The sequence below is a fragment of the Pararhizobium sp. LjRoot255 genome (genome assembly GCF_964252905.1).
In the GTDB taxonomy this organism is placed as follows: Bacteria; Pseudomonadota; Alphaproteobacteria; order Rhizobiales; family Rhizobiaceae; genus Pararhizobium.
On record NZ_CAXUPQ020000001.1, the window covers coordinates 644010 to 665101 of the forward strand.

Genomic DNA, 21092 nt, shown 5'->3' on the forward strand with positions numbered 1-21092 from the left:
TGACATGACCAGGAAACTCGTAGCTTCCGTCGCCGCAGGCGCACTTTTTGCAGGCGTGACCGCTTTGGCGCCGCTCGGCTTCGCACAGGATACCACTCAGCCGGCAACGCAGCCGCAGACCATGGAAACTCCGGCAACCGGCGATCAGCCGGCTGACCCGATGAAGAAGCCGCTGGACCAGGCCGCTCAGGCGCCTGCCGCGGGTTCCGGCTACCTGACCGAACAGGCTGAAGGCCAGATTTCGGCCAACACCTATATCGGCCAGCCGGTCTACAATGCGGCCGATGAAAGCATCGGCGAAATCAACGACGTGATCTTTACCATGGACGGCTCGGTTGAGGCCGCTGTGGTCGGCGTCGGCGGCTTCCTTGGCATCGGCGAAAAGAACGTCGCCGTGCCACTCGACACCATCACGGTTACCGAGGTGCCGAATTCCGCCGATCTGAAGCTGACGACGCAGGAAACTGCCGACACGCTGAACGCTGCACCGGAATTCAAGACCAAGTCGCAGAAGATCGCCGAGCAGAACGCCACTGCGCCGGTCGATACGACCACTACGTCGTCCACCGCACCGGCAACGGATGTGCAGCCGGCTGAGAAGCCCGCGACCAACAATTAACCGTCTCTATGGTTTGAGAAACGGCGGTGCGAAAGCGCCGCCGTTTTAATACCAGGCATCCGCCATGCTGCTCTTGCGTCCTGCGATATAGTCCGTCAGCGCCTCGTCGATTGCCACGTCCAGAGGCGGCGCTTCATATTCGGCGAGCGTCTTTTTCCAGCGCCCGTTGGCGCGCGCCGCCATGTCGGTCGAGCCGCCCTCCTCGCTCCATTTTTCAAAAGGCTCGTTGTCCGAAAGCGCCGAATCCCAGAAGGCCGTCTGATAGTTGCGCATCGTATGATCGCAACCGAGGAAGTGGCTGCCCGGACCGACCTGCAGGAAAGCATCCATGGCAAGCGTGTTGTCATCGACAACGACGCCCGCGAGATAGGAATGCAGCGCGCCGCAGAAATCCGTGTCCATGACGAATTTCTCATAGGACATGGCGAGCAAGCCATCGAGGAAGCCGGCCGAATGCAGGATGAAATTGGCACCGCAATGCACGGCCGACATCATGGACATCACACCCTCCTGCATCGCCTGTGCATCCGGCCGCTTGGAGTTGGAAAAGTTGCCGGCACAGCGCAGCGGCAGCTTCAGCCGGCGCGCCAATTGGCCGATCACCATCGAGCCGATGGCAGGCTCCGGCGTGCCGAAGGTCGGCGAGCCGGAACGCAGTGACATGGAGGAAAGGAAATTGCCGAAAATGACCGGTGCCCCCTTTCGCTCCAGTTGGGTCAGCGCACAGCCCGCCAGCGTTTCCGCATAGGATTGCGCGATCGCGCCGGCATTGGTGACCGGCCCCATGGCACCGCCGAGGATGAAGGGCACGATGACCGCCGCCTGGTTGGCGCGGGCGTAGGCGCGCAGCGACTTCGTCATCGTGCCATCCCAGACGAGCGGCGAGTTGACGTTGACATTGCCGAGGATGACGCAGTTCCTGTCAACGAAATCGTGGCCGAAGACGAGGCGCGCCATGTCGATCGAATCTTCCGCCCGCTCTTCCGCCGTGATCGAGCCCATGAAGGGACGGTCCGAGTATTTGACATGGCTGTAGACCATGTCGAGATGGCGCTTGTTGACAGGGATATCCACCGGCTCGCAGATCGTGCCGCCGGAATGGTGCAGCCATGGGCTCGACTGGGCGAGTTTGATGAAATTGCGAAAATCCTCAAGCGTCCCGTAGCGACGGCCCTTGTCGAGATCCATGACGAAGGGTGAACCGTAGGCCGGGGAAAAGACGACATTGCCGCCGCCGATCTCGACATTGCGGGCCGGGTTGCGCGCATGCTGGGTGAATTGCGAAGGCGCCGCCGAAACGATTTCGTTCAGCATGCCCGGCTCGAAGCGCACGAGCACGCCCTCGACCTTGGCCCCTGCCCGTTTCCAATGGTCGAGCGATGCCGGATCGTCGCGAAACTCGATGCCGACCTCGGACAGGATCCGGTCGGCGACGCGCTCGATCCTGACGAGATTTTCCTCCCCCAGGATGTCGTAGGTCGGAATGTTGCGAACGATGTAGGGAACGCCCGCAATCTTTGCCGCGTTGTCGCGCCGGGCCGGGCGCGCCGGGCGTGTGCGTCTTGCCGGTTCTGCTTCTGCCACGGGCGTTTCCATCTGTTGCCTCCCATTGTCTCAGTCGAGGCTACTGGTGAAAAAGGTCACTGTAACGCTGGAAAAATTCAACACATGATATAAGCTGGATTTATGGAAACCCTGCGCCGTCTGCTCCCCTCCGCTTCCAGCCTGATCGTCTTCGAGGCGGCGGGGCGCCATCAGAATTTTACGCGCGCCGCCAATGAGCTGGCAATGACGCAGGCCGCCGTCTCCTATGCCATCCGGGGGTTGGAGGAGCAGCTTGGCGTGCCGCTGTTTCACCGGGTCCACCGTGCCGTCCAGTTGACAGAAGCAGGAGAGAAATTCCATGCCGACGTGTCGCTCGGCCTTTCGCGGATTCAGAAGTCGGCCGAGGATATCCGGGCGAAGCGGCGCGAGAGCAATGTGACGCTGGCCGCCTCGACCGCTTTTGCCTCGATGTGGATGCTGCCGCGGCTGACGAAGCTGCGCGAGGACCTGCCCGAGATCGATCTGCGCATCCAGACCAGCGTGCGCGATCTCGATCTGGAGGAGGAGCCGATCCCGCTCGGCGTGCGCGGCGGCGGCGATCCCGCCAACTGGCCGCGCTATCACTCGGCCCTGCTTGCACCGGAAGTGATCAGCGCCGTGGCGTCGCCCGCCTTTGTCGAGGCTCACGGCATGCCGCGGCGGCCCGCCGATCTACTAAATCACCCTCTGATCCATCTGGAAGAGCCGGTCAGGCGCGCCTATAGCTGGCAGGAATGGTTTGCCAGCGCCGGGGTATCCTACCCGGCCCAGTCGCGGCGGCTGACGCTCAACGACTATGTGCTCGTCATCCAGGCGGTGCTTGCCGGCGAAGGCATCGCTCTCGGCTGGAACCATCTGATCGAGCGGCAGGTTCGCTCCGGCGCGCTTGTTCCGGTCGGCAATCATGTGCTGAAGACGGATCTGGCATTCTACGTGGTCTGGCCGCGCTCGCGCGAACTCAACCAGCAGGCTCGGCGGGTGCGCGACTGGCTTCTTGCGGAAGGGGGCCGGGAAATGCGCGACAACGACGATGGCTGGCCTCAGATGGAGACGGACAGCGATGGCGTGGGCTCGTGATATTTTTCCGCGAGAAAGCGAAGCGTCGTGACCGCGTCGACGGGCTTTCCATAGAAATACCCCTGCCCCATGCCGCAGCCGAGATCCTTCAGTTTCGAAGCTTCGGCCAAATCCTCGATGCCCTCGGCAACCACCTCGAGATCGAGACCCTCGCACATGGCGATGATCGCCTTGACGATGTGTTCCGACGCGCGATCGGCGGCAATGCGCGAGACGAAGGCGCGATCGACCTTCACCTTGTCGAAGGAAAAATCACGCAGGCGACCGAGGCTGGACTGGCCGGTGCCGAAATCGTCGAGCGAGATGCGCACGCCGGCGGCCCTGAGTTCCGTGACGATCTTCTGGGCCACGTCGGCATCGGTCATGACGGCGGTTTCAGTGATTTCCAGCTCAAGGCGACGAGGGTCGAGGCCGACGCGATTGATGATCGCCAATACGTCGCCGCTCGTCGACGGGTCCATCAGTTGCGCCGAAGACAGGTTGAAGGAGAGAAAGAGTTCCTTCGGCCACTGCAGCGCGGTCTCGGCAGCCTTGCGCAGCAGCGTTTCCGAGAGGGAATCGATGAAACCACGCTCTTCGGCGAGCGGCACGAAGACGGCCGGAGAAACGTAGCCGAGATCTGGATCGCACCAGCGCGCCAAAGCCTCGAAACCGACCACCGTGTCCGTCTTCAGATTGACGATCGGCTGGAAATGCACATCGACCTCGTCGGCGATGATGGCGTTGCGCAGCGCCTGCTCGAGCTGCGTCGCGCGCCTCATCTCCTGGGCGATTTCCTGGGAGTAGACGGTGATCTGTCCGCGGCCTCGGCGCTTCGAGCGATAGAGTGCCGTGTCGGCGCTTTTCAGAAGATCCTCGAACTCCTCGCCGGCGAAAGGATAAACGGCAAAACCGAAGGAGGCAGACAGGCGGACGTTGCGCTCGCCGAGATCGAAGGGGGCCGACAGCACCTCCTTCAGCATGTTGCCGACCTTCTCGGCCGCCTTTCGCTCGAATACCAGCGGCAGCACGAAGGCGAACTCGTCGCCGCCCGCGCGAATGACGGTCGCACCATCGGGAACGCAGGCGAGCAGCCGGCTCGCGACCTGGCAGAGGATTTCGTCGCCGGCATGCGGCCCAAAGAGATCGTTGATCGGCTTGAACCCGTCGAGATTGGCAAGGCCGATGGTAAAGGGCGCGGGGTCGCTGGCGCGGTCGGCAGCGATTTGGCGCACCTTGTCGCGCATCCTGTATGAATTGCCCAGACCGGTCAGCGGATCGGTGTAGGCCATGGCATGCAGATCATTCTGGCTTATGTGCTGAGACGATGTTTCAGCAGAATTCATAACGCATTCCCGGCTTGGCTCTAAGGCATTGTCAGGAATAGACGATGGACAGCGAGGGTTAAGATTTCGAAAGCATAGCCTTACCAGTTTCCACAGTGCCCTCCCCAATTCCTGGGAATTGACACGGGATATCGGTGAAATCTGTCCGGCTCCTTCCATTCCCTGTCACCATGGCTGCTCGAACCGGTGGCCGACGTCAGCCCGCCATGCGTTCGGGTCTGGTGACCACGAACTTGCGATAAACGGCTTCTATCATGTCCGGGCTGATCGGCTTGGTGATGTGATCGTCCATTCCCGCCGCCTTGCTCAGTTCGATATCGATATCGAGCGCCTGGGCCGTTACGGCAATGATCGCCGTCTGGAAAGCGGCCGATTTTTCAGCCGCGCGAATCGCTCGCGCCGCATCGAAGCCGTTCATCACCGGCATCGAAACATCCATCAGGACGAGAGCTGGCCGGTATTGCTGCCAGAGCCGAACGGCTTCCTCGCCATTGGCTGCGATGCGATAGGAGATGCCGAGACCCTCGAGGATCTGGGCAAAGACGAACTGGTTGATTTCATTGTCTTCGGCGACGACGACGTCGACTTCCGGCACGGGCCTGGCGGCAAGCCCGCCATCCGGCACGATGATGTCCCAATCGGCCGGGTAATCGATCGCATCCGCGCCACCACGGCCTGATCCGTCGCCGCAAAGCGCAAGCAGGCTTACGCGCAGCTCGGATACTTTCCAATTCCTTGCCAATTGCAAGGATGGCGACGCGTTCCAGTTGGTGATGACGTCTTGCGCCCCAGCCATCGTGCCATCGACAATCAGTGCTGCAATCTCAATACGGCGCGCCGCGCAGATGTCCTTGAACGCCGTCAGTTCCGCTCTGTTTCTGACCGCACATGCATCGAGGCCCCATCGGTGCAATTGCGGCACAAGGCTCTGCTCGAGAGCAACCGCGGGCGTCATCAGCAGGACCCGGTGCCTGATCGCGGAAACCGGCTCGATGATCGCACCGGCTTCAACGAGGTGCTGCATATCGATCGACCGGAACGGGTCGTAGCAATTCTGGGCCGGGGTAAAGGCGCTGTAATCCCTGACGTCCAGAGGCGAGCGACCCGACGCGATGCTGTCGAGGTCGTTGTAGCCGACGACCAGACCGGTCACATCGTTCATGCAGGTGACGAGCAGATATTTTCCCGGATCACCGACGCGGAACTTGCAGGTGACGACCCAGAGGTCCTCGCCATCGGACTGAACGATCTGCTCGGGCAAGGAATGGACGACCCCGGTTTCCAGCGTCGCGCGGTCTGAGCGCTCGAATTTTTCGGCGAGTTCCGGCTCCAGCAGGTCCCATACGGAGCGCCCCAGGATGGCCTCTGCCGCCATACCATGGATGGCGCAGAATGCCTTGTTGACGGCCACATAGTTCAGGTTGCGGTCTTTCACGCAGATCGGATTGGGCAGGCAATCGAGGATGCCCTCGGTCAGTTCGATCCGTTCAAGATCGAGCTGCATCTGTTCTTCGCGCTTTTTCTGCTCGGAAACGTCGCTGATCCAGACGATGCCGAGGCCGTTGGAGAGCCGCCGTTTGCGCAGGCTGATCCAGCGATGGCGACCGATGCGCTCCACCACTTCGAAGCGCTCGCGCCAATGGTGGGAAAGATGCTCGGAAATCCACTCGTCGCGATTGGCATGCCTGCGGCTCGTTTCCGGCGCAGTGCCGCTGCGGACGCCTGAATCGAAGATGGCACCGAGAAAATCCTTGAGCCGCGTTCCGGTTTCCAGGAACTGCGCCGGGATGGGATAGAACTGGAGAATGGGCCGGCTTGCAAAAATGATCTCATCATTCTTGTCGCAGACAAGAATAGCCAGGCCGAGCGCGTCGGACGTCGCTTCGAGCACCGTTTTCTGGATGTTCGCGCCGAAAGACGCTACATCAATCATTGCATAGCCCTCATATACCTTGGTGGCTTCTCTTTCCGGACATGCTGACGAACGTGCCTCTTTGGGGGCCGTATCTGGGATGAAAGCCTTGGGCGGCCAGCTGCGCCACAAGCACCAAATGACAAAACCCGTGTTCATTCAGGTTCTTGGCGAACGTCGCAGCTTTGTATTAAGGCCTGATTAAACCCGCCTGACATTATCGGGCATACCGCCTTGGATGACATCCGGGGATAGAATGCGCGACGTACTTTCCATGCGGCGCCGAATCCCGGACAATAGGCCATGCCCATCAAACAACTCTCCGAGACCCTCATCAACCAGATCGCTGCCGGCGAGGTCATCGAACGGCCGGCGAGTGCTGCCAAGGAGTTGATAGAGAATGCACTGGATGCCGGCGCGACGCGCATCGAGATTGCCACGGCAGGCGGCGGCAAGACGCTGCTCAGGGTCATCGACAATGGGTGCGGCATGGGACCGGACGATCTCGAACTGGCGGTTCGCCGTCACTGCACCTCCAAGCTCGACGACAATCTTCTCGACATCCGGACGCTCGGTTTTCGCGGCGAGGCCCTGCCCTCGATCGGTTCCGTCGCGCGTTTGACGATTGCCAGCCGCCCGGCCGGCGCAAGCCATGGTGCCGAGATCGGGGTGATCGGCGGCAAGCTGCAGCCGGTGAAGCCGGCCGCCGTCAACCAGGGCACCGTGGTCGAGGTGCGCGACCTGTTCTTCGCCACCCCGGCACGGTTGAACTTCATGAAGACGGAACGGGCCGAAGCCTCGGCGATCTCCGACGTCGTCCGACGCATGGCGATCGCCTTTCCGGGCGTTCGCTTCGTGCTGTCCGGCTCAGACCGCACGACGCTTGAATTTCCATCCACCGGCGACGACCGGCTTGCCCGCATCGCCCAGGTGCTCGGCCGCGAGTTTCGCGACAACGCCATCGAGATTGACGCAGAACGCGAAGGCGCGCGGCTCACCGGCTTTGCCGGCGTACCAACCTTCAACCGCGGCAACTCGCTGCAGCAATATGCCTTCGTCAACGGCCGCCCGGTGCAGGACAAGCTGATCTGGTCGGCGCTGCGTGCCGCCTATGCCGAGACCATTCCTCAGGGCCGCTATCCGGTCGCGGTGCTGTCGCTGACGGTCGATCCCGACGTCGTCGATGTCAATGTGCATCCGGCGAAATCGGATGTCCGCTTCCGCGACCCGGGGCTCATTCGCGGCCTGATCATCGGCGCGATCCGGCAGGCGATGGCGCAGGGCGGAGACCGAGCCTCGACGACCGGCGCCAGCGGGCTGATGCGGGCGTTCCGGCCGGAACCGCCGCGGCCGAATGGCGGCTGGAGCGCTTCCTCATCTCCCTACCGGCCGATGGCATTCGATGCGGCGCGGCGCGGATTTGGCGAGGCGCCGCAGGCTGCCTTTGCCGAGATGGCAACGCCATCGGCCCACGCGTCAACGTTTGAACCCGAAGCGATAGCCGTTTCGCAACCGGAGAAGTCCCATCCGCTCGGCGCGGCCCGGGCGCAGCTGCATGAGAACTACATCGTCGCCCAGACCGAGGATGGCCTTGTCATCGTCGATCAGCACGCAGCCCATGAGCGTCTGGTGTTCGAGGAACTCCGCAAGGGACTGAATTCAAGGCCGATCCCGGCGCAGGCGCTGCTCATTCCGGAAATCATCGATCTGCCGGAAGACGATTGTAACCGGCTGATCAGCCATGCCGCCGAATTTTCACAACTTGGGCTCGGCATCGAGCGCTTCGGCCCCGGCGCCATCGCCATCCGCGAAACACCGTCGATGCTCGGCGAAATGGATGCCGTCGGACTGGTGCGGCAACTGGCCGACGAGCTTGCCGAATGGGATACAGCAAACGGGCTTGCCAGCCGGCTCGACTATCTGGCGGCGACCATGGCCTGCCATGGCTCCGTGCGCTCCGGCAGACGGCTCAGGCCGGAAGAGATGAACGCGCTGCTCAGGCAGATGGAGGCAACGCCCGGCTCCGGCCAGTGCAACCACGGCCGGCCGACCTATATCGAGTTGAAGCTGTCCGATATCGAGCGGCTGTTCGGACGCAGTTGACGATGCGACACGTCAATTGCGCTGGAAATTTGGCGTTTTGCGCGCTAGAGCATGAATACAACAGGTGATGCCTGGATATGCAGTAGCTCAAGGCCTTGGGCGCATCCAGAAGGATGCCGGCCCGAATGCGCTCCGAAAGCGGACGACAAAGATGCGAGGTCGAAGGACAATGAACCGGTTTGAAGGCAACGGCAACAGGGAAGCCAAGATCCGCTATCTCGATGGCGACTTCCAGATCGTGCTGCCCGGATCATATGTCACCTGCGCGGTGACCGGCGCTGCTATCCCCGTCGACGAACTGCGTTACTGGAGCGTCGAGCGGCAGGAAGCCTATGCCGATGCAGAGGCGTCGTATCAGGCCGACAAACGGGCCGGCATCCTGCCGAACCAGAAATCGTAAGACAGCCCGTCCTCATTTCCTGCCCTTGCGCAGGCTGCGCGCCCGCGCGGCCTTCAACGCCGCATCGATGATCTTGCCGGGCGAGGCCGGATCGTCGAAGCGGACTTCGACATCGATCACCCGGCTCTTTTCCATCAGTTCCGCAGCCCGGCCATGACCTGGCTCAAGCCGCACCATGTCCTTGGCCGTCGTCAAGAGCTGGTGGCCCTGGGCAGCAGCGTGATCGAGCAGATCGGCAATCTCGTCCTCGGAAAAATGGTGATGATCGGGGAAGCTGCGGCTTTCCGCGAGAACCGCGCCGGTTTCGCGCACGGTGCGGAAGAATTTTTCCGGATCAGCAATGCCCGCCCAAGCGAGAACCGGCACGTCCTTCAGGCTGCCATCGTCGAGATGCATGACATTGGCTTCGTAGATCTGCTTGCCGGCGCGGGCCGCCCGGCGGATCAGCGCATCGGCACGGTCACCGTTACCGATCTTCAGAAGTGCCGAGGCGTGGCGTATCTGCTGGCGGATCGGCGCGCGGACCGGGCCGGAGGGGATGAGGAACCCGTTGCCGATCCCCCTTCGGCTGTCGATCACCAGCAGCGAAAAATCGAAGGCCAGCCGGGCGCTCTGGAAACCATCGTCCATGATGATCAGATCGGCCCCTTCGGCGACCAATCGGCGGGCGCCCTCGACCCGCCTGCGGCAGACCACGGCAAGGCCCTCGCGGGCCAGAAGCAGCGGCTCGTCGCCAACATCGCGGGCGCGGTGGTGGGAAAGGTCGACCACCGTCGTCACGTCGAGCGAGCCGCCATAGCCACGGCTGAGGAACCCCGGCTTCAGGCCACGCTTGCGGGCGGCCCGGGCAAGCGCGATCGCGGTCGGCGTCTTGCCTGCCCCGCCGACGGTAAAATTGCCGACGCAGATGATGGGAACCTGGACAGTGGCGCGCCGCGCATGGTCCATGCGCCAACCGGAAATGCGGCCATAAATCCAGGAGAAGGGCCAGAGGCCATAGGCGCGCCAATCCGCTTTGGTCCACCAGAACGGCGGTGCTTCAGAAACCATCAGTGCTTCCAGGCCTCCCCACGCCCACCGGTTGCCGCCTTTTGCGGCACGGTAAAAGTTTTTCCCGTTGCCGAACCAGATTCTTCTTGCGGCAAACCAGCTTTGGCTGGCGACACAAAACGGCAGATTGCCGGGAATTGCAAGCCGTCACGCGCTATCCGCGGTGGCAAATGACCTGGCCTCGTGACCCGTCGAAACGCGCGACCGGCACCGGCGAAAGTCAACGGCGTCGGGTGCCTGGTGGACGCCGATATGAGCGACGCTTCGATCAGGCTGAAGGCCATCCAGTCGCAGGTTCAACTCGCCGTCCAGGCGCTGAACATCGCAAACAACGCACCGTCTCTGCTGATGCAGCTGTTCCAGCAAGCGACAAGGTCAGCCGAACGTCAGATCAGAACGGTCTCGAGCTCGGTGATATCGTTGAGGCAATGATCTGATGCCGCCGCGAGCGACTGTGGTGAGCCGGTGCCGGTCAGAACCGCCACCGTGAGGCCGGCGCCTGCGCTTCGGCCCATATGCAGATCGTGGTTGTTGTCGCCGACGACCGCCACCTGATGCGGCTCAAGCCCGGTCGCGGCGCAGAAGCCATGGACCATGCCGGGCTCCGGTTTGGTGCCGAAGCCGCTGTCGTAGCCCGCGACGTAGTGCAGATAGCCGTCGAAGCCGAAGCGCTTCGCGGTCTCGCGGATCGAGCGCTCGTTGTCGCTGGAGGCGACGCCGAGCCAATAGCCCTTGGCGTGCAATCCCGCAAAAAAGGCGGCGAGATCGGTAACCGGCACGGCAAAGGCGGCCGAATTGGAAAAGAGCCCGTCGAGCTTCGCCGTCAGTTCTTCCACCGTGTAACGGGCGCCGGCGGCGACCATGCCGGTGGCGATCTCCACCGTGTTGCCGGCAGCCAGAAGGCTATCCGGCGTCACATAGCCCGTGTCGGGATCCATGCCGCCCGCCGCCAGCAGGCGGCGGGCAAGGTCATGATCACCATCAGCAGCGATGCTGGCAACCTCGTAATTCACCGGAACCCAGCTTTTGACATAATCGAGCAGCGTCCCGTCCTTGTCGAAGAGGATTCCGGATATCACTTTTTCACGCGTCATCGGACTTTCCCGGAAAATCAGGTCTCGCCGCGGGGCTGCAGCCGCGCCTTCACCGTCAGCGGATTAATGTAGGGCTCCAGCCCCCTGATCGTTGCCGACAGTGCTCCGCGCATTTCATGCACGGTTTCGAGCCCGGCATCGATCATCTTGCGACGCACGTCGTCGTTGACGAGCAGATAATTGACGCCCTTGGCCAGCATCTCGACATCGCGGACAATCTTGGCGCTGCCGTTCTTGGCGAGCATCTGGTAGGTGTCGCGGAAATTCTGGACATTGCCGCCGGACAGGATGGCGCAGCCGAGCATCGCCGGCTCCAGCGGGTTCTGCCCGCCCTCGGCAAACAGCGACCGGCCGACAAAGGCAACTTCGGTCAAGCGCAGATAAAGTCCCATTTCACCGATGGTATCACCAAGGAAGATGTCCGTCTCCGGCGTGATCGGATCATTGCGCGTGCGCCGCGCGACCGTGAGCCCCTTGGCATTCAGCATCGCCTCGATCGCGTCGCATCGCTCGGGATGGCGCGGCACGATGATGGTCAGCAGCCCGGTGCGTTCCTTCAGAGCGCGATGGACGATGCCTGCGGCATTCTCCTCGCCGTCAAAGGTCGAGATCGCGGCCCAGGTCTTGCGGTCGCGGATCTGCTGGCGATAATCCCTGAGGACCTGCCCGTCATGCGGCGGCGCATCGGTATCGACCTTCAGATTGCCCGACACCATCACCGGCAGCGCACCCAGCGTGCGGAACCGGTCGGCATCGAGGTCCGACTGGGCAATGACCAGCGCGAGGTTTTCGAACAAGGCATCGGCAAGCCACGGACGCTTCTTCCAGCGGCCGAAGGTGCGATCGGACAGGCGGCCATTGACCAGCACCTGGGGAATATGGCGCCGACCGAGCTCGACGATGGTCATCGGCCAGATTTCCGATTCCGCGATGATCGCCAGATCCGGCTCCCAATAATCGAGGAAGCGGGCGACGGCCGGCTTGAAATCGAGCGGCACATATTGATGGATGATGCCGGGTCCAAGCCGGTCGGCGGCCAGACGCGCCGACGTCGTTGTTCCCGTCGTCAGCACGACGGCGATGCCGCGGCGCGATACTTCCCTGATCAGCGGGATGACTGCCGTGGTCTCGCCAACGCTGGCGGCATGGAACCAGACCAGCGGCCCCTGCGGACGCGGCGCGCTGGCGTGGCCGTAGCGCTCCAGGCGGCGGGTGGAATCCTCCTTGCCCTTGACGGCCCGAGCGGCAAGATAGGACCAGACGAGCGGATAGATAGCCGTGCCTATCCAGCGGTAGCTGGACAGCGCCAGCCGCGCAAGGATGCGGCTCATGAGAAGACGTCTCCGCTTTCGCGTTCAGGCTTTGAAAGCCAAGCGCTTCCGGCAGCACGCCTTGAAGGCGCGGCGTGTGCGGACCGGACCGGCATCAAGCCTGTTCCGGATCGAGCAGCCGGTGCATGTGCACGATGAAATAGCGCATATGGGCGTTATCGACGGTCAACTGCGCCTTGGATTTCCAGGCGGTCAGCGCGCTGTCGTAATCGGGGAAGATGCCGACGACGTCGAGCTTTTCCAGATCGCGGAACTGAACGCCGGTCAGCGTCGTCAATTCACCGCCGAACACGAGATGGAGCCGCTGTTTCTTTTCCGAGTTCTGAGCCATCTGACCTTCCGATTTTCTTGACGTATTTTGCTCGTGTTTGCGGCATTCAGCCGGAAAGGTCAATGGCCCTCCAGCCCCTGTGACGCGGCAATCAGCGCCGGCAAAGCGGGCTTTGCGGCGGCGCACAGGACGGTATGGCGAACATTGGGGCGATTGTAGGAAAGCGGCTGCCCGTCGAGGCCGAAAAGCGCGCCACCCGCTCGCTCCAGGATCAGGTCGGCGGCGGCGAGATCCCAGTCGTGGGAATTTTTCTTGACAATGGTGCCATCGATCCGCCCATCAGCGATCATGGCGATCCTATAGGCAAGGGAAGGCACATGGGCAATGCGCGAAACGCTTGTCCGGTAGCCGTCTTCCAGAAGTCCCACGGCGTCTTCAGCCAAGGCAATCCGGAGCGTCGATTCCACATCTGCCCTGACGTTGATCGCCGCTCCGTTTTTTTGCGCGTCGCCCGTCAGCGTCGCCTGGAACAGTTCATCAAGAGCCGGCGCATACAGCACGCCGGCCACCGGGCGGCCAACATGCACGACGGCGACGCTGACGCACCAGACATCCTTGCCCGCGATGAAGGCGCGGGTTCCGTCGATCGGATCGACGACGAAGACGGTATCGCAGCCGAGCCGGGCCTCATCGTCATCGGTCTCCTCCGACAGCCAGCCGTAATTGGGCCGGGCCGTCAGGAGCTTTTCCTTCAGGATGTCATTGGCTGCATAATCCGCTTCGCTGACGGGCGAGCGGCCTTCATTCTTCCATTGGACGTCCGGATTCTTGCGGAAATAGGACAACGCCTTTTCGCCCGCGGCTTTCGCCGCCATCGTGATGAGTTCCAGATCGGTGATCCATTGATCCGGCGATGGACGAACGGCAGTCATTCAGTCTTTCCATTTCCCGCGGCCACCGGCCGCGTTGAAGGTCGATAAGCGGATGGCGGCTCACTTGCCCGCGAGTGTCATGCCCTCGATGGCAAGCGTCGGTGCGGCGATACCGAACTTGCGATCGATGTCGTCTGCCAGCGTGAGGCCGAAGAACATCTGCTTGAGGTTCGAGGCGATGGTGACTTCCGATACGGGGAAGGTCAACTCGCCGTTCTCGATCCAGAAGCCCGAGGCGCCGCGGCTGTATTCCCCCGTCAGCATGTTGACGCCCTGGCCGATCAGCTCGGTGACATAAAAGCCGGTTCCAACATTGCGGATCAGGTCCTCGCGGGAGATATCTCCGGGCTCCAGGGCGAAGTTCGTCGGCGATGGCGACACCGCAGGGCCGCCGCGCACGCCACGTCCGTTGGTTTCCAGCCCAAGTTCCCTGCCGGTCGACGTGGACAGGAACCACTGCTTGAGCACGCCATTCTCGATCATCGACAGCCTCTCACCGGTCACGCCTTCTCCATCGAAGGGACGCGACGAGGAGCCGCGCACCACCAGCGGATCGTCGGTGACATGGATGCCCGCCTTCATGACCGGCTTTCCCATCATGTCGCGCAGGAAGCTCGTCTTGCGGGCGACCGACGCGCCGTTGATCGCGCCGGCGATGTGCCCGGCAAAGCCGCGCGCCATGCGCGGGTCGAAGACGACAGTCACATCCTTCCGGGTCGGCACCTGGCGCGGACCGATGCGGGCGACCGCCCTCTCACCGGCCGTTCGGCCGATTTCCGCGGCCGGTTTCAGGTCGGCGAAAAAGAGCCGGCTGTCGAAATCATAGTCGCGTTCCATCTTCGTGCCGTCGCCGGCAATGACGCTGACGGAACAGCCGAAGCGCGTGCCCATATAGGCGCCGGAAAAACCGTGCGAGGTCACCAAAACCATCCCACCCATGCCGGCGGACGCGCCGGCGCCACTGGAATTGGTGACGCCGTTCACGGCAAGGGCTGCCTCTTCCGCCTCCAGCGCCGCCGCCGTCAGGGTCTCGGTCGATATTTCGGTCGGATCGAAGAGATCGAGATCGGGATAGGATTTCGCAAGGCGCGCGGCATCGGCGAGGCTGGCGAAAGGATCCTCCGGCGAGGCCTTGGCCATGGCCACCGCGCGCTCGGCCAGGACCTTGAGGTCGAAGCCCGGATTGGCCGAAACGCTGGCGACGCGGCGGCCGACGAAGACGCGGAGCGAAAAATCGTCGCCTTCCGACGCCTCTGTTCCCTCGACCTTTCCGAGCCGCACCGAGACGGAGCGGGACCGGGAGCGAATCGCCACGGCATCCGCCTGGTCGGCGCCAGCCTTCAGCGCCAGATCGACAAGCTCGGCCGCACGCTGCTGGAGAACGCCGGAATCGATAATATCGGACATGATTTAGCCTTTCATTCCTGCCCCATTTATTGTGCACTGGGACGGGCATCAAGGGCATACCCTGATTCTTGGCCGCAGCCCCGACGAAATACCCGATCACGGGCAATCTCTTGCCCATGGAGAGATGGGATAGCCCGGTTGCACCGCAACGGGCAGGAAAGAGCAGACATGTCGACGACACCCGCCCTCACCTCCCAGGCCCTGCTGCTGCTCGGCGGCGCTGTCGTGGCAGCCCCGATCTTCAAGAAGCTCGGGCTCGGCACGGTTCTCGGCTATCTGGCCGCCGGCATCATCATCGGCCCGCTGCTGCACCAGATCACAGAGGGCGAGCAGATCCTCGGTTTTGCAGAACTGGGCGTCGTCTTCCTGCTGTTCATCATCGGCCTTGAGCTGAAGCCCTCGCGCCTTTGGCAGATGCGGCGCGATATCTTCGGGCTCGGCACCGCGCAGGTGCTTCTGACCGGCGCGGCTGTCTCGGCGATCCTCTACGAGCTTGGCATGCTCGACTGGAGCGGCAGTATCATCACCGGCTTCGGGCTGGCGCTGTCATCGACGGCCTTCGCATTGCAGATCCTCGATGAGAACGGCGACACCAATACGCGCTACGGCCAGCGGGCATTTTCGCTGCTCTTGCTGCAGGACCTGGCAATCGTGCCGCTTTTGGCGCTGATCCCGTTGCTCGCCCTGCAGGCGCCTGAAGATACCAGCCCGCCGCTCCAGGACTTCGGCATCGCTGTCGGCGCGATCCTGATCATGGTGGTTGCCGGCCGCTATCTGCTCAATCCCCTGTTCCAGATCATCGCCCGCACGGGTGCGCGGGAAGTCATGATTGCCGCCGCGCTGCTGATCGTGCTCGGTGCGGCGACGATGATGCAGCTTGCCGGTCTCTCGATGGCGATGGGCGCCTTTCTCGCCGGCGTTCTGCTCGCCGAGTCCTCCTACCGGCATGAGCTGGAAGCCGATATCGAGCCGTTCCGCGGGCTGCTGCTCGCCCTGTTCTTCATGGCCGTTGGCCTGTCGCTGGAGGTCGACGTCATCCTTCAGAACTATCTGCTGATCCTGTTCGCTGTGCCGGCGCTGATGCTGATCAAGGCGGTGATCATCTATACGCTGTGCCGCGTAACGGGCTCGCCGCACAATGACGCGGTGCGCATCGGGCTGCTCTTGCCGCAGGGTGGCGAATTCGGCTTCGTGCTCTTCACCGCCGCTGCCGCAGCCGGCGTGTTTTCCGCCAGCTGGGCGTCGCTGCTGATCGTCATTGTCACGCTCTCCATGGCGCTGACGCCTGCAGCCGCGGCGCTCGCCGGATTGCTCATGCACGAGCATGAGGAGATGACGGAAGAACTCGAGGAGGACTTCGACGGCGCCGGCGCCGACGTGCTGATGATCGGCTTCTCCCGCTTCGGCCAGATCGCGTCGCAGATCCTGCTCGCAGGCGGCCGCGACGTGACGATCATAGATCATTCCGCTGCCCGCGTTCGCCAGGCCGCGACCTTCGGATTCCGCATCTATTTCGGCGACGGCACGCGGCTCGACGTGCTGCGCGCCGCCGGCATCGAGCGCGCCAAGATCGTCGCGGTCTGCACCCAGAAGATGGAGATCACCGATCGCATCATCGATATGGTGCAGGCGGAATATCCGAACGCCCGCATCTATGCCCGCGCCTACGACCGGCTGCACACGCTGTCACTGCGGGCGCGCGGCGTTGACTACGAGCTGCGCGAGACCTTCGAGTCCGGTCTCGTGTTCGGTCGCAAGACGCTGGAGGGGCTTGGCGTCGGCGACAACCAAGCGCAGGAAATCATGGACGACATCCGCCGGCGCGACGAGGCGCGGCTGGCGGTGCAGGAAGCCGAAGGCATCAGCGCCGGCCGCGACATGCTGCATTTCGAACCGGTCAGGCCGGAGCCGCTGATAAAGCCCAAGCGCGAGGTGGCACCCTCGCTGGAGCCGGGCGACGATATCCTTTCGGCCACGGCAAACATCAAAGCCAGCCCGGAAAAGGGCGCCTTGGCCGACGCGGACTGATCCCGCTCAGGCCCGGCTTTTCGCCTCAAAGGCTGCGTCAAGTGCAACCTTGAGCTGCTCCTTGACCGGCGCCGTCGCGGCCAGCACCTCCTGCGCCTTGAGGAAGTCCATCACCCGGAAGCGGTTCACCTCGGGCCGCAGGAGGATGTCCGGCGGATGCGCCTTCATCTTCATGGCGATGATCGACTGCATCATCAGCTGGCTGGCGCCGAAGAGGCTATCGATCCAGCTCGGCATGGTTTCACCGTCGCCATCCGGCCCGCCGACGACGTCGACGCCGATGACGATATCGGCCAGACCTGTGAGATGATCGAAGGGCACCGGATTGTAGATGCCGCCGTCGATCATCACGCGGCCATCGATCCGAACCGGCTTGAACAGGACCGGAAGCGCGGCCGAGGCCGCCAGCGCCTGATGCAGGTCGCCGGACTGGCAGACGCGCTCGGTCTGACCGTAATAATCGGTGGTCATCACCTTCAGCGGGATATCCAGGCCAGAGAAATCCTTCGGCACGCTCTCAGGCAGGAAAGCGGGAAGGATGCGCTCGATATTGAACTGGCCGACACGAAAGCCGTTCGTAACCGCCTGGGAAAAACTCGATGGCCGCAGGCTCCATAGCCGATTGACGACCTCCTTGCGGCGCCCGACCGTCGCCAGCGTGTGATCGCGGATTTCCTGGCCGCTAAGGCCGGCCGCCATGCCTGCCCCGATGATCGCACCGATCGAGGAGCCGGCGATCGCGACCGGGCGGATGCCGAGTTCGTCCAGCGCCTCAATGACATGGATATGCGCGAGACCCCGCGCGCCGCCGCCGCCGAAGGCTACGGCAACCGTCGGGTCCGCTGATTTCATCACTGTTTCGAGGCCTTGCGACATGCTCAGCGTCTTTCCGGTATCACGCGGCGCGGTAACGGTAGAAATGCATCTTCGTATCGCCGAACAGGCGGTCATCGACGGGCTCGAAACCATCCTGCAGCACCGGTTGAACATCGGCCCGCTCTTCGAGAATGACAAGAGCGCCCGGCACCAGCCATCCGCCTTTCGCGGCCGAAGCGAGTGCTTTTTCACCAAGGCCCTTGCCATAGGGCGGATCGGCAAAGACGAGGTGGAACGGCTCGACCGTGCCGGCCGGTCCAAGATCGGTCGCGTCACGGCGGAAGATGCGCGCCCGGCCGGTCAGGCCGAACGCCTCGATATTGGTGCGCAACAGGCCCCTGCCCTCGGCGCTCTGCTCGACGAACAGCGCCTGGCGGCAGCCACGCGACAGGGCTTCGAGGCCAACCGCGCCGGTGCCGGCGAAGAGATCGAGAATGCGGGTGCCGTCAAGGGCATCCGCATAGGCGTGGCTCAGGATATTGAACAGGCTTTCGCGCGTCCGGTCCGTCGTCGGCCGGATGTCATTGGATTTGGGCGTAGCGAGCCCGCGCCCGCGAAACTCACCACCGACGATCCGCACCTGCGCTTAGTTCCCGCGTCCGCGCGGCTTGCCGCCACCCGCCGGGCGTCCGCCGGACGGCTTGCCGCCACCGCCGGGCTTGCCGCCACGCGGGCCGCCGCTTTTCGCACCGAAGGACTTCGCACCGCCCGGCTTGCCGCCAAAGGACTTGCCGCGTGGTTTATCACCGGCCGGGCGATCGCCACGTGGCGGGCGGTCGCCGAAATCCCGCGGCTTGCGGTCACCATCCTCGCGGGAGAAAGACTTCTCGCCGAACGGCTTGCGCGGGCGGTCACCCTGGGGACGATCGCCTTGCGGCCTATCACCCTGGGGCCTATCACCCTGGGGCTTGGCGCTTCTCGGCCGATCGGAAGACGAGCGTGCGCCTTCGGCGCGGGGTTTGCGATCACCGAACGGCCTGTCGCCGCCTTCGCGGCGCGGTGGCCGGTCACCGCCTTCACGCCGGGCCGGACGATCACCGAAGCCACGTGCATCGCGGTCGCCGCCACGCTTGCGGTCGCCGCCGCGGCCTTCATCCCTGCTCGTCTCTTCGCTGGCCCTGATCCAGTCGCCATCGTCATCGGCCCGATTGACCACGACACGCGGGCCGCGATCAGGGCGATCGTAGACGGTCGCCTTCTTGCGATCCGGGTCGAATTTCTTGTTGGACTTCATCGGCAGACCATCCTTGGTCCGGCCGTAGCGCTTGGTCGCCGGCGCGCCTTCCGGGCGCTCACGACGTACGGGCTTTTCAGCCACATCCGCTGCCTGCGCATCCTTGGGTTTCTTTTCGGCAATCGGACGGGCACCGGGCGCCATCCAGACATTGGCCTTGCGGGGGCGCTGGGCGGGTTCGCGCTTCGGACGTTCGTCGAATCTCGCCTCCGCGCCACGCTCGTTGCGGTCGCCACGTCCCCCGCCTCTATCGTCGCGCTTGGTGTCGAGACGCGAGAGTGCCCGTTCGCGCTTGTCGCCTGCCTTTTCGCGGAAGGCGCCACGTTCCCTGGTCTCAGGCTTTCCAGCCGACCATTCGTTTTTTGGCGGCTTTTCTTCCTCAGCAGGGGCGGCGTCGAAGATCGGCGCGTCAAAATTCGCCTTCGCATCCTCGATCAGGCGCGGGCCGAGCTGATCGCGCAGCGTGCGGCCGCGAATTTCCTGGGCATGACCTTCCGGCAGCTCGCCGAGCTGGAAGGGGCCATAGGAAATACGGATCAGGCGGTTCACGTCGAGGCCGAGCGCGCCCATGACGTTCTTGATTTCGCGGTTCTTGCCTTCGCGCAGGCCCATGGTGATCCAGACATTCGAGCCCTGGACTTTGTCCAGCGTCGCCTCGATCGAGCCATAAAGCACGCCATCGACGGCAATGCCGTCCTTGAGCTTGTCGAGTGCTGCCTGGTCGATCACGCCGTGGGCGCGGACGCGGTAGCGGCGCAGCCAGCCGGTCGCCGGCAGTTCGAGAACGCGGGCCAGACCGCCGTCATTGGTGAGCAGCAGCAGACCTTCGGTATTGATATCGAGGCGGCCGATCGACAGCACGCGCGGCAGATCGTCCGGCAGGTTGTCGAATACGGTCGGGCGTCCCTCCGGATCGGAATTGGTCGTCACCAAGCCGGACGGCTTGTGATAGAGCCAGAGCCTGGTGCGCTCGATGCCGCGGATCGGCTGGCCATCGACTTCGATCGTGTCGGCGAGCGTCGCGTTGACAACCGGCGTGTCCAGCACTTTGCCATTCAGGCTGACGCGGCCTTCCATGATCATGCGCTCGATATCGCGCCGAGAAGCGACGCCGGCCCGCGCCAGAATCTTGGAAATGCGCTGCGGCACGTCCGCATCGACGGTTTCCACCGCGGCTCTTGGCTTGCGCGGCTTTTCCGCTTCGGTCTTTTCAGCACCGGAATGCGCGGCCGCGGCCTTGCGGGCGCCGGTGTAGGGCTTCTTGTCGCGGCCAGCCGGCTTGCCGCCGGGCCGCTGGGGCTTGTCTTTGAATGTCATTTGTGTTGCCTGCCTTTTGAGGCTGTCCTATCAGGTCGCAGCCCAAGGGTTAAGAGAAATTATCGCGGGTTCCAACGATGGCTGAAACGAACCGCTTCATGGATTTGGCCTTGGCAGAGGCCCGGTTGGCAGCGTCACGTGGCGAGATCCCCGTCGGCGCCGTGCTCGTCCTCGACGGCGAAGTCATCGCAAGTGCCGGAAACCGGACCCGGGAACTCAACGACATCACCGCCCATGCCGAGATCGAGGTGATCCGCGAAGCCTCCCGCATGATCGGCGACGAGCGGCTGCCGGGCGCCGACCTCTATGTCACGCTCGAACCCTGCACCATGTGCGCCGCGGCCATCTCGTTTGCCCGGCTGCGGCGGCTCTACTATGGTGCCGAGGATCCGAAAGGTGGTGGCGTCGACAACGGCGTGCGCTTTTTCAGCCAGCCGACCTGCCACCACGCCCCCGAGGTCTATTCGGGTTTTTCAGCCCAGGCAGCGGCTGATATCCTCAAGCAGTTTTTTGCAGGGAAGCGTTGAGCAGG

At 63.3% G+C, this 21092-nt stretch carries 19 protein-coding genes; 7 read left to right on the forward strand and 12 right to left on the reverse strand.

What is annotated here, in order from left to right:
* The first annotated feature begins 4 nt into the window (after positions 1–4).
* The gene (locus tag ACSQ2W_RS03300; protein WP_436084967.1) at positions 5–619 is read left to right on the forward strand and encodes a PRC-barrel domain-containing protein; all 615 of its coding nucleotides are present in this window, start codon (positions 5–7) and stop codon (positions 617–619) included.
* A gap of 45 nt (positions 620–664) precedes the next feature.
* On the opposite strand, the gene ACSQ2W_RS03305 is transcribed toward ACSQ2W_RS03300, so the two are convergent.
* Entirely contained in the window at positions 665–2215 is a 1551-nt protein-coding gene (locus tag ACSQ2W_RS03305; protein ID WP_436084968.1) for a trimethylamine methyltransferase family protein, read from the reverse strand.
* Positions 2216–2305: 90 nt separating this feature from the next.
* On the opposite strand from ACSQ2W_RS03305, the gene ACSQ2W_RS03310 reads away from it, so the two are divergent.
* Positions 2306–3280 carry a LysR substrate-binding domain-containing protein gene (locus ACSQ2W_RS03310; RefSeq protein ID WP_436084969.1) on the forward strand — a complete coding sequence of 325 codons (975 nt, stop codon included), beginning with the start codon at positions 2306–2308 and terminating at the stop codon, positions 3278–3280.
* Here the strand turns inward: ACSQ2W_RS03310 and ACSQ2W_RS03315 are convergent.
* Both ACSQ2W_RS03315 and ACSQ2W_RS03320 read right to left on the reverse strand, forming a co-directional pair.
* The gene (locus tag ACSQ2W_RS03315; RefSeq protein WP_436084970.1) at positions 3244–4605 is read right to left on the reverse strand and encodes a putative bifunctional diguanylate cyclase/phosphodiesterase; all 1362 of its coding nucleotides are present in this window, start codon (positions 4603–4605) and stop codon (positions 3244–3246) included. The genes ACSQ2W_RS03310 and ACSQ2W_RS03315 overlap by 37 nt on opposite strands.
* Positions 4606–4801: 196 nt before the next feature.
* A complete protein-coding gene (locus ACSQ2W_RS03320; protein ID WP_436084971.1) occupies positions 4802–6538 on the reverse strand; it encodes a response regulator in 1737 nt (578 codons plus the stop codon).
* Positions 6539–6820: 282 nt separating this feature from the next.
* On the opposite strand from ACSQ2W_RS03320, the gene mutL reads away from it, so the two are divergent.
* Together mutL and ACSQ2W_RS03330 are read left to right on the forward strand one after the other, a co-directional pair.
* Positions 6821–8620, forward strand: a complete 1800-nt coding sequence (mutL, locus tag ACSQ2W_RS03325) for a DNA mismatch repair endonuclease MutL (protein WP_436084972.1) — start codon at positions 6821–6823, stop codon at positions 8618–8620.
* 169 nt (positions 8621–8789) lie between these two features.
* Entirely contained in the window at positions 8790–9020 is a 231-nt protein-coding gene (locus ACSQ2W_RS03330) for a DUF2093 domain-containing protein (RefSeq protein WP_436084973.1), read from the forward strand.
* Between the two features lie 12 nt (positions 9021–9032).
* On the opposite strand, the gene lpxK is transcribed toward ACSQ2W_RS03330, so the two are convergent.
* On the reverse strand, positions 9033–10070 hold the full coding sequence (gene lpxK / locus ACSQ2W_RS03335; RefSeq protein WP_436084974.1) for a tetraacyldisaccharide 4'-kinase: 1038 nt from the start codon (positions 10068–10070) through the stop codon (positions 9033–9035).
* Positions 10071–10310: 240 nt separating this feature from the next.
* Here lpxK and ACSQ2W_RS03340 point away from each other — a divergent pair, with 240 nt between their 5' ends.
* Positions 10311–10502, forward strand: coding sequence for a flagellin (locus tag ACSQ2W_RS03340; protein ID WP_436087665.1), 192 nt, complete (start codon positions 10311–10313; stop codon positions 10500–10502).
* Here the strand turns inward: ACSQ2W_RS03340 and ACSQ2W_RS03345 are convergent.
* From ACSQ2W_RS03345 to ACSQ2W_RS03365, 5 genes are all read right to left on the reverse strand, one after another.
* A complete protein-coding gene (locus ACSQ2W_RS03345; protein ID WP_436084975.1) occupies positions 10457–11164 on the reverse strand; it encodes an HAD family hydrolase in 708 nt (235 codons plus the stop codon). The genes ACSQ2W_RS03340 and ACSQ2W_RS03345 overlap by 46 nt on opposite strands.
* Positions 11165–11181: 17 nt before the next feature.
* Positions 11182–12495 carry a lipid IV(A) 3-deoxy-D-manno-octulosonic acid transferase gene (gene waaA / locus ACSQ2W_RS03350; RefSeq protein WP_436084976.1) on the reverse strand — a complete coding sequence of 438 codons (1314 nt, stop codon included), beginning with the start codon at positions 12493–12495 and terminating at the stop codon, positions 11182–11184.
* A gap of 94 nt (positions 12496–12589) precedes the next feature.
* Positions 12590–12826 (reverse strand): DUF4170 domain-containing protein, encoded by a 237-nt coding sequence (locus ACSQ2W_RS03355; protein ID WP_436084977.1) that lies wholly within the window; start codon positions 12824–12826, stop codon positions 12590–12592.
* Between the two features lie 59 nt (positions 12827–12885).
* Positions 12886–13698: a 3'(2'),5'-bisphosphate nucleotidase CysQ gene (locus ACSQ2W_RS03360; protein ID WP_436084978.1), complete on the reverse strand. Its 813-nt coding sequence runs from the start codon at positions 13696–13698 to the stop codon at positions 12886–12888.
* Between the two features lie 60 nt (positions 13699–13758).
* Positions 13759–15105: a TldD/PmbA family protein gene (locus tag ACSQ2W_RS03365; RefSeq protein ID WP_436084979.1), complete on the reverse strand. Its 1347-nt coding sequence runs from the start codon at positions 15103–15105 to the stop codon at positions 13759–13761.
* A 168-nt stretch (positions 15106–15273) separates the two neighbouring features.
* Here ACSQ2W_RS03365 and ACSQ2W_RS03370 point away from each other — a divergent pair, with 168 nt between their 5' ends.
* On the forward strand, positions 15274–17133 hold the full coding sequence (locus ACSQ2W_RS03370; protein WP_436084980.1) for a monovalent cation:proton antiporter-2 (CPA2) family protein: 1860 nt from the start codon (positions 15274–15276) through the stop codon (positions 17131–17133).
* 6 nt (positions 17134–17139) lie between these two features.
* Here ACSQ2W_RS03370 and ACSQ2W_RS03375 read toward each other — a convergent pair whose 3' ends face one another.
* Genes ACSQ2W_RS03375 through ACSQ2W_RS03385 form a run of 3 tightly spaced genes read right to left on the reverse strand, consistent with a single transcriptional unit; the run spans position 17140 to position 20560 of the window.
* Positions 17140–18009, reverse strand: coding sequence for a patatin-like phospholipase family protein (locus ACSQ2W_RS03375; protein WP_436084981.1), 870 nt, complete (start codon positions 18007–18009; stop codon positions 17140–17142).
* 19 nt (positions 18010–18028) lie between these two features.
* Positions 18029–18589 carry a 16S rRNA (guanine(966)-N(2))-methyltransferase RsmD gene (rsmD, locus tag ACSQ2W_RS03380; protein ID WP_436084982.1) on the reverse strand — a complete coding sequence of 187 codons (561 nt, stop codon included), beginning with the start codon at positions 18587–18589 and terminating at the stop codon, positions 18029–18031.
* 6 nt (positions 18590–18595) lie between these two features.
* Entirely contained in the window at positions 18596–20560 is a 1965-nt protein-coding gene (locus ACSQ2W_RS03385) for a pseudouridine synthase (protein WP_436084983.1), read from the reverse strand.
* 77 nt (positions 20561–20637) lie between these two features.
* Here ACSQ2W_RS03385 and ACSQ2W_RS03390 point away from each other — a divergent pair, with 77 nt between their 5' ends.
* Positions 20638–21087, forward strand: coding sequence for a nucleoside deaminase (locus ACSQ2W_RS03390; RefSeq protein ID WP_436084984.1), 450 nt, complete (start codon positions 20638–20640; stop codon positions 21085–21087).
* The last annotated feature ends 5 nt before the right edge of the window (positions 21088–21092 follow it).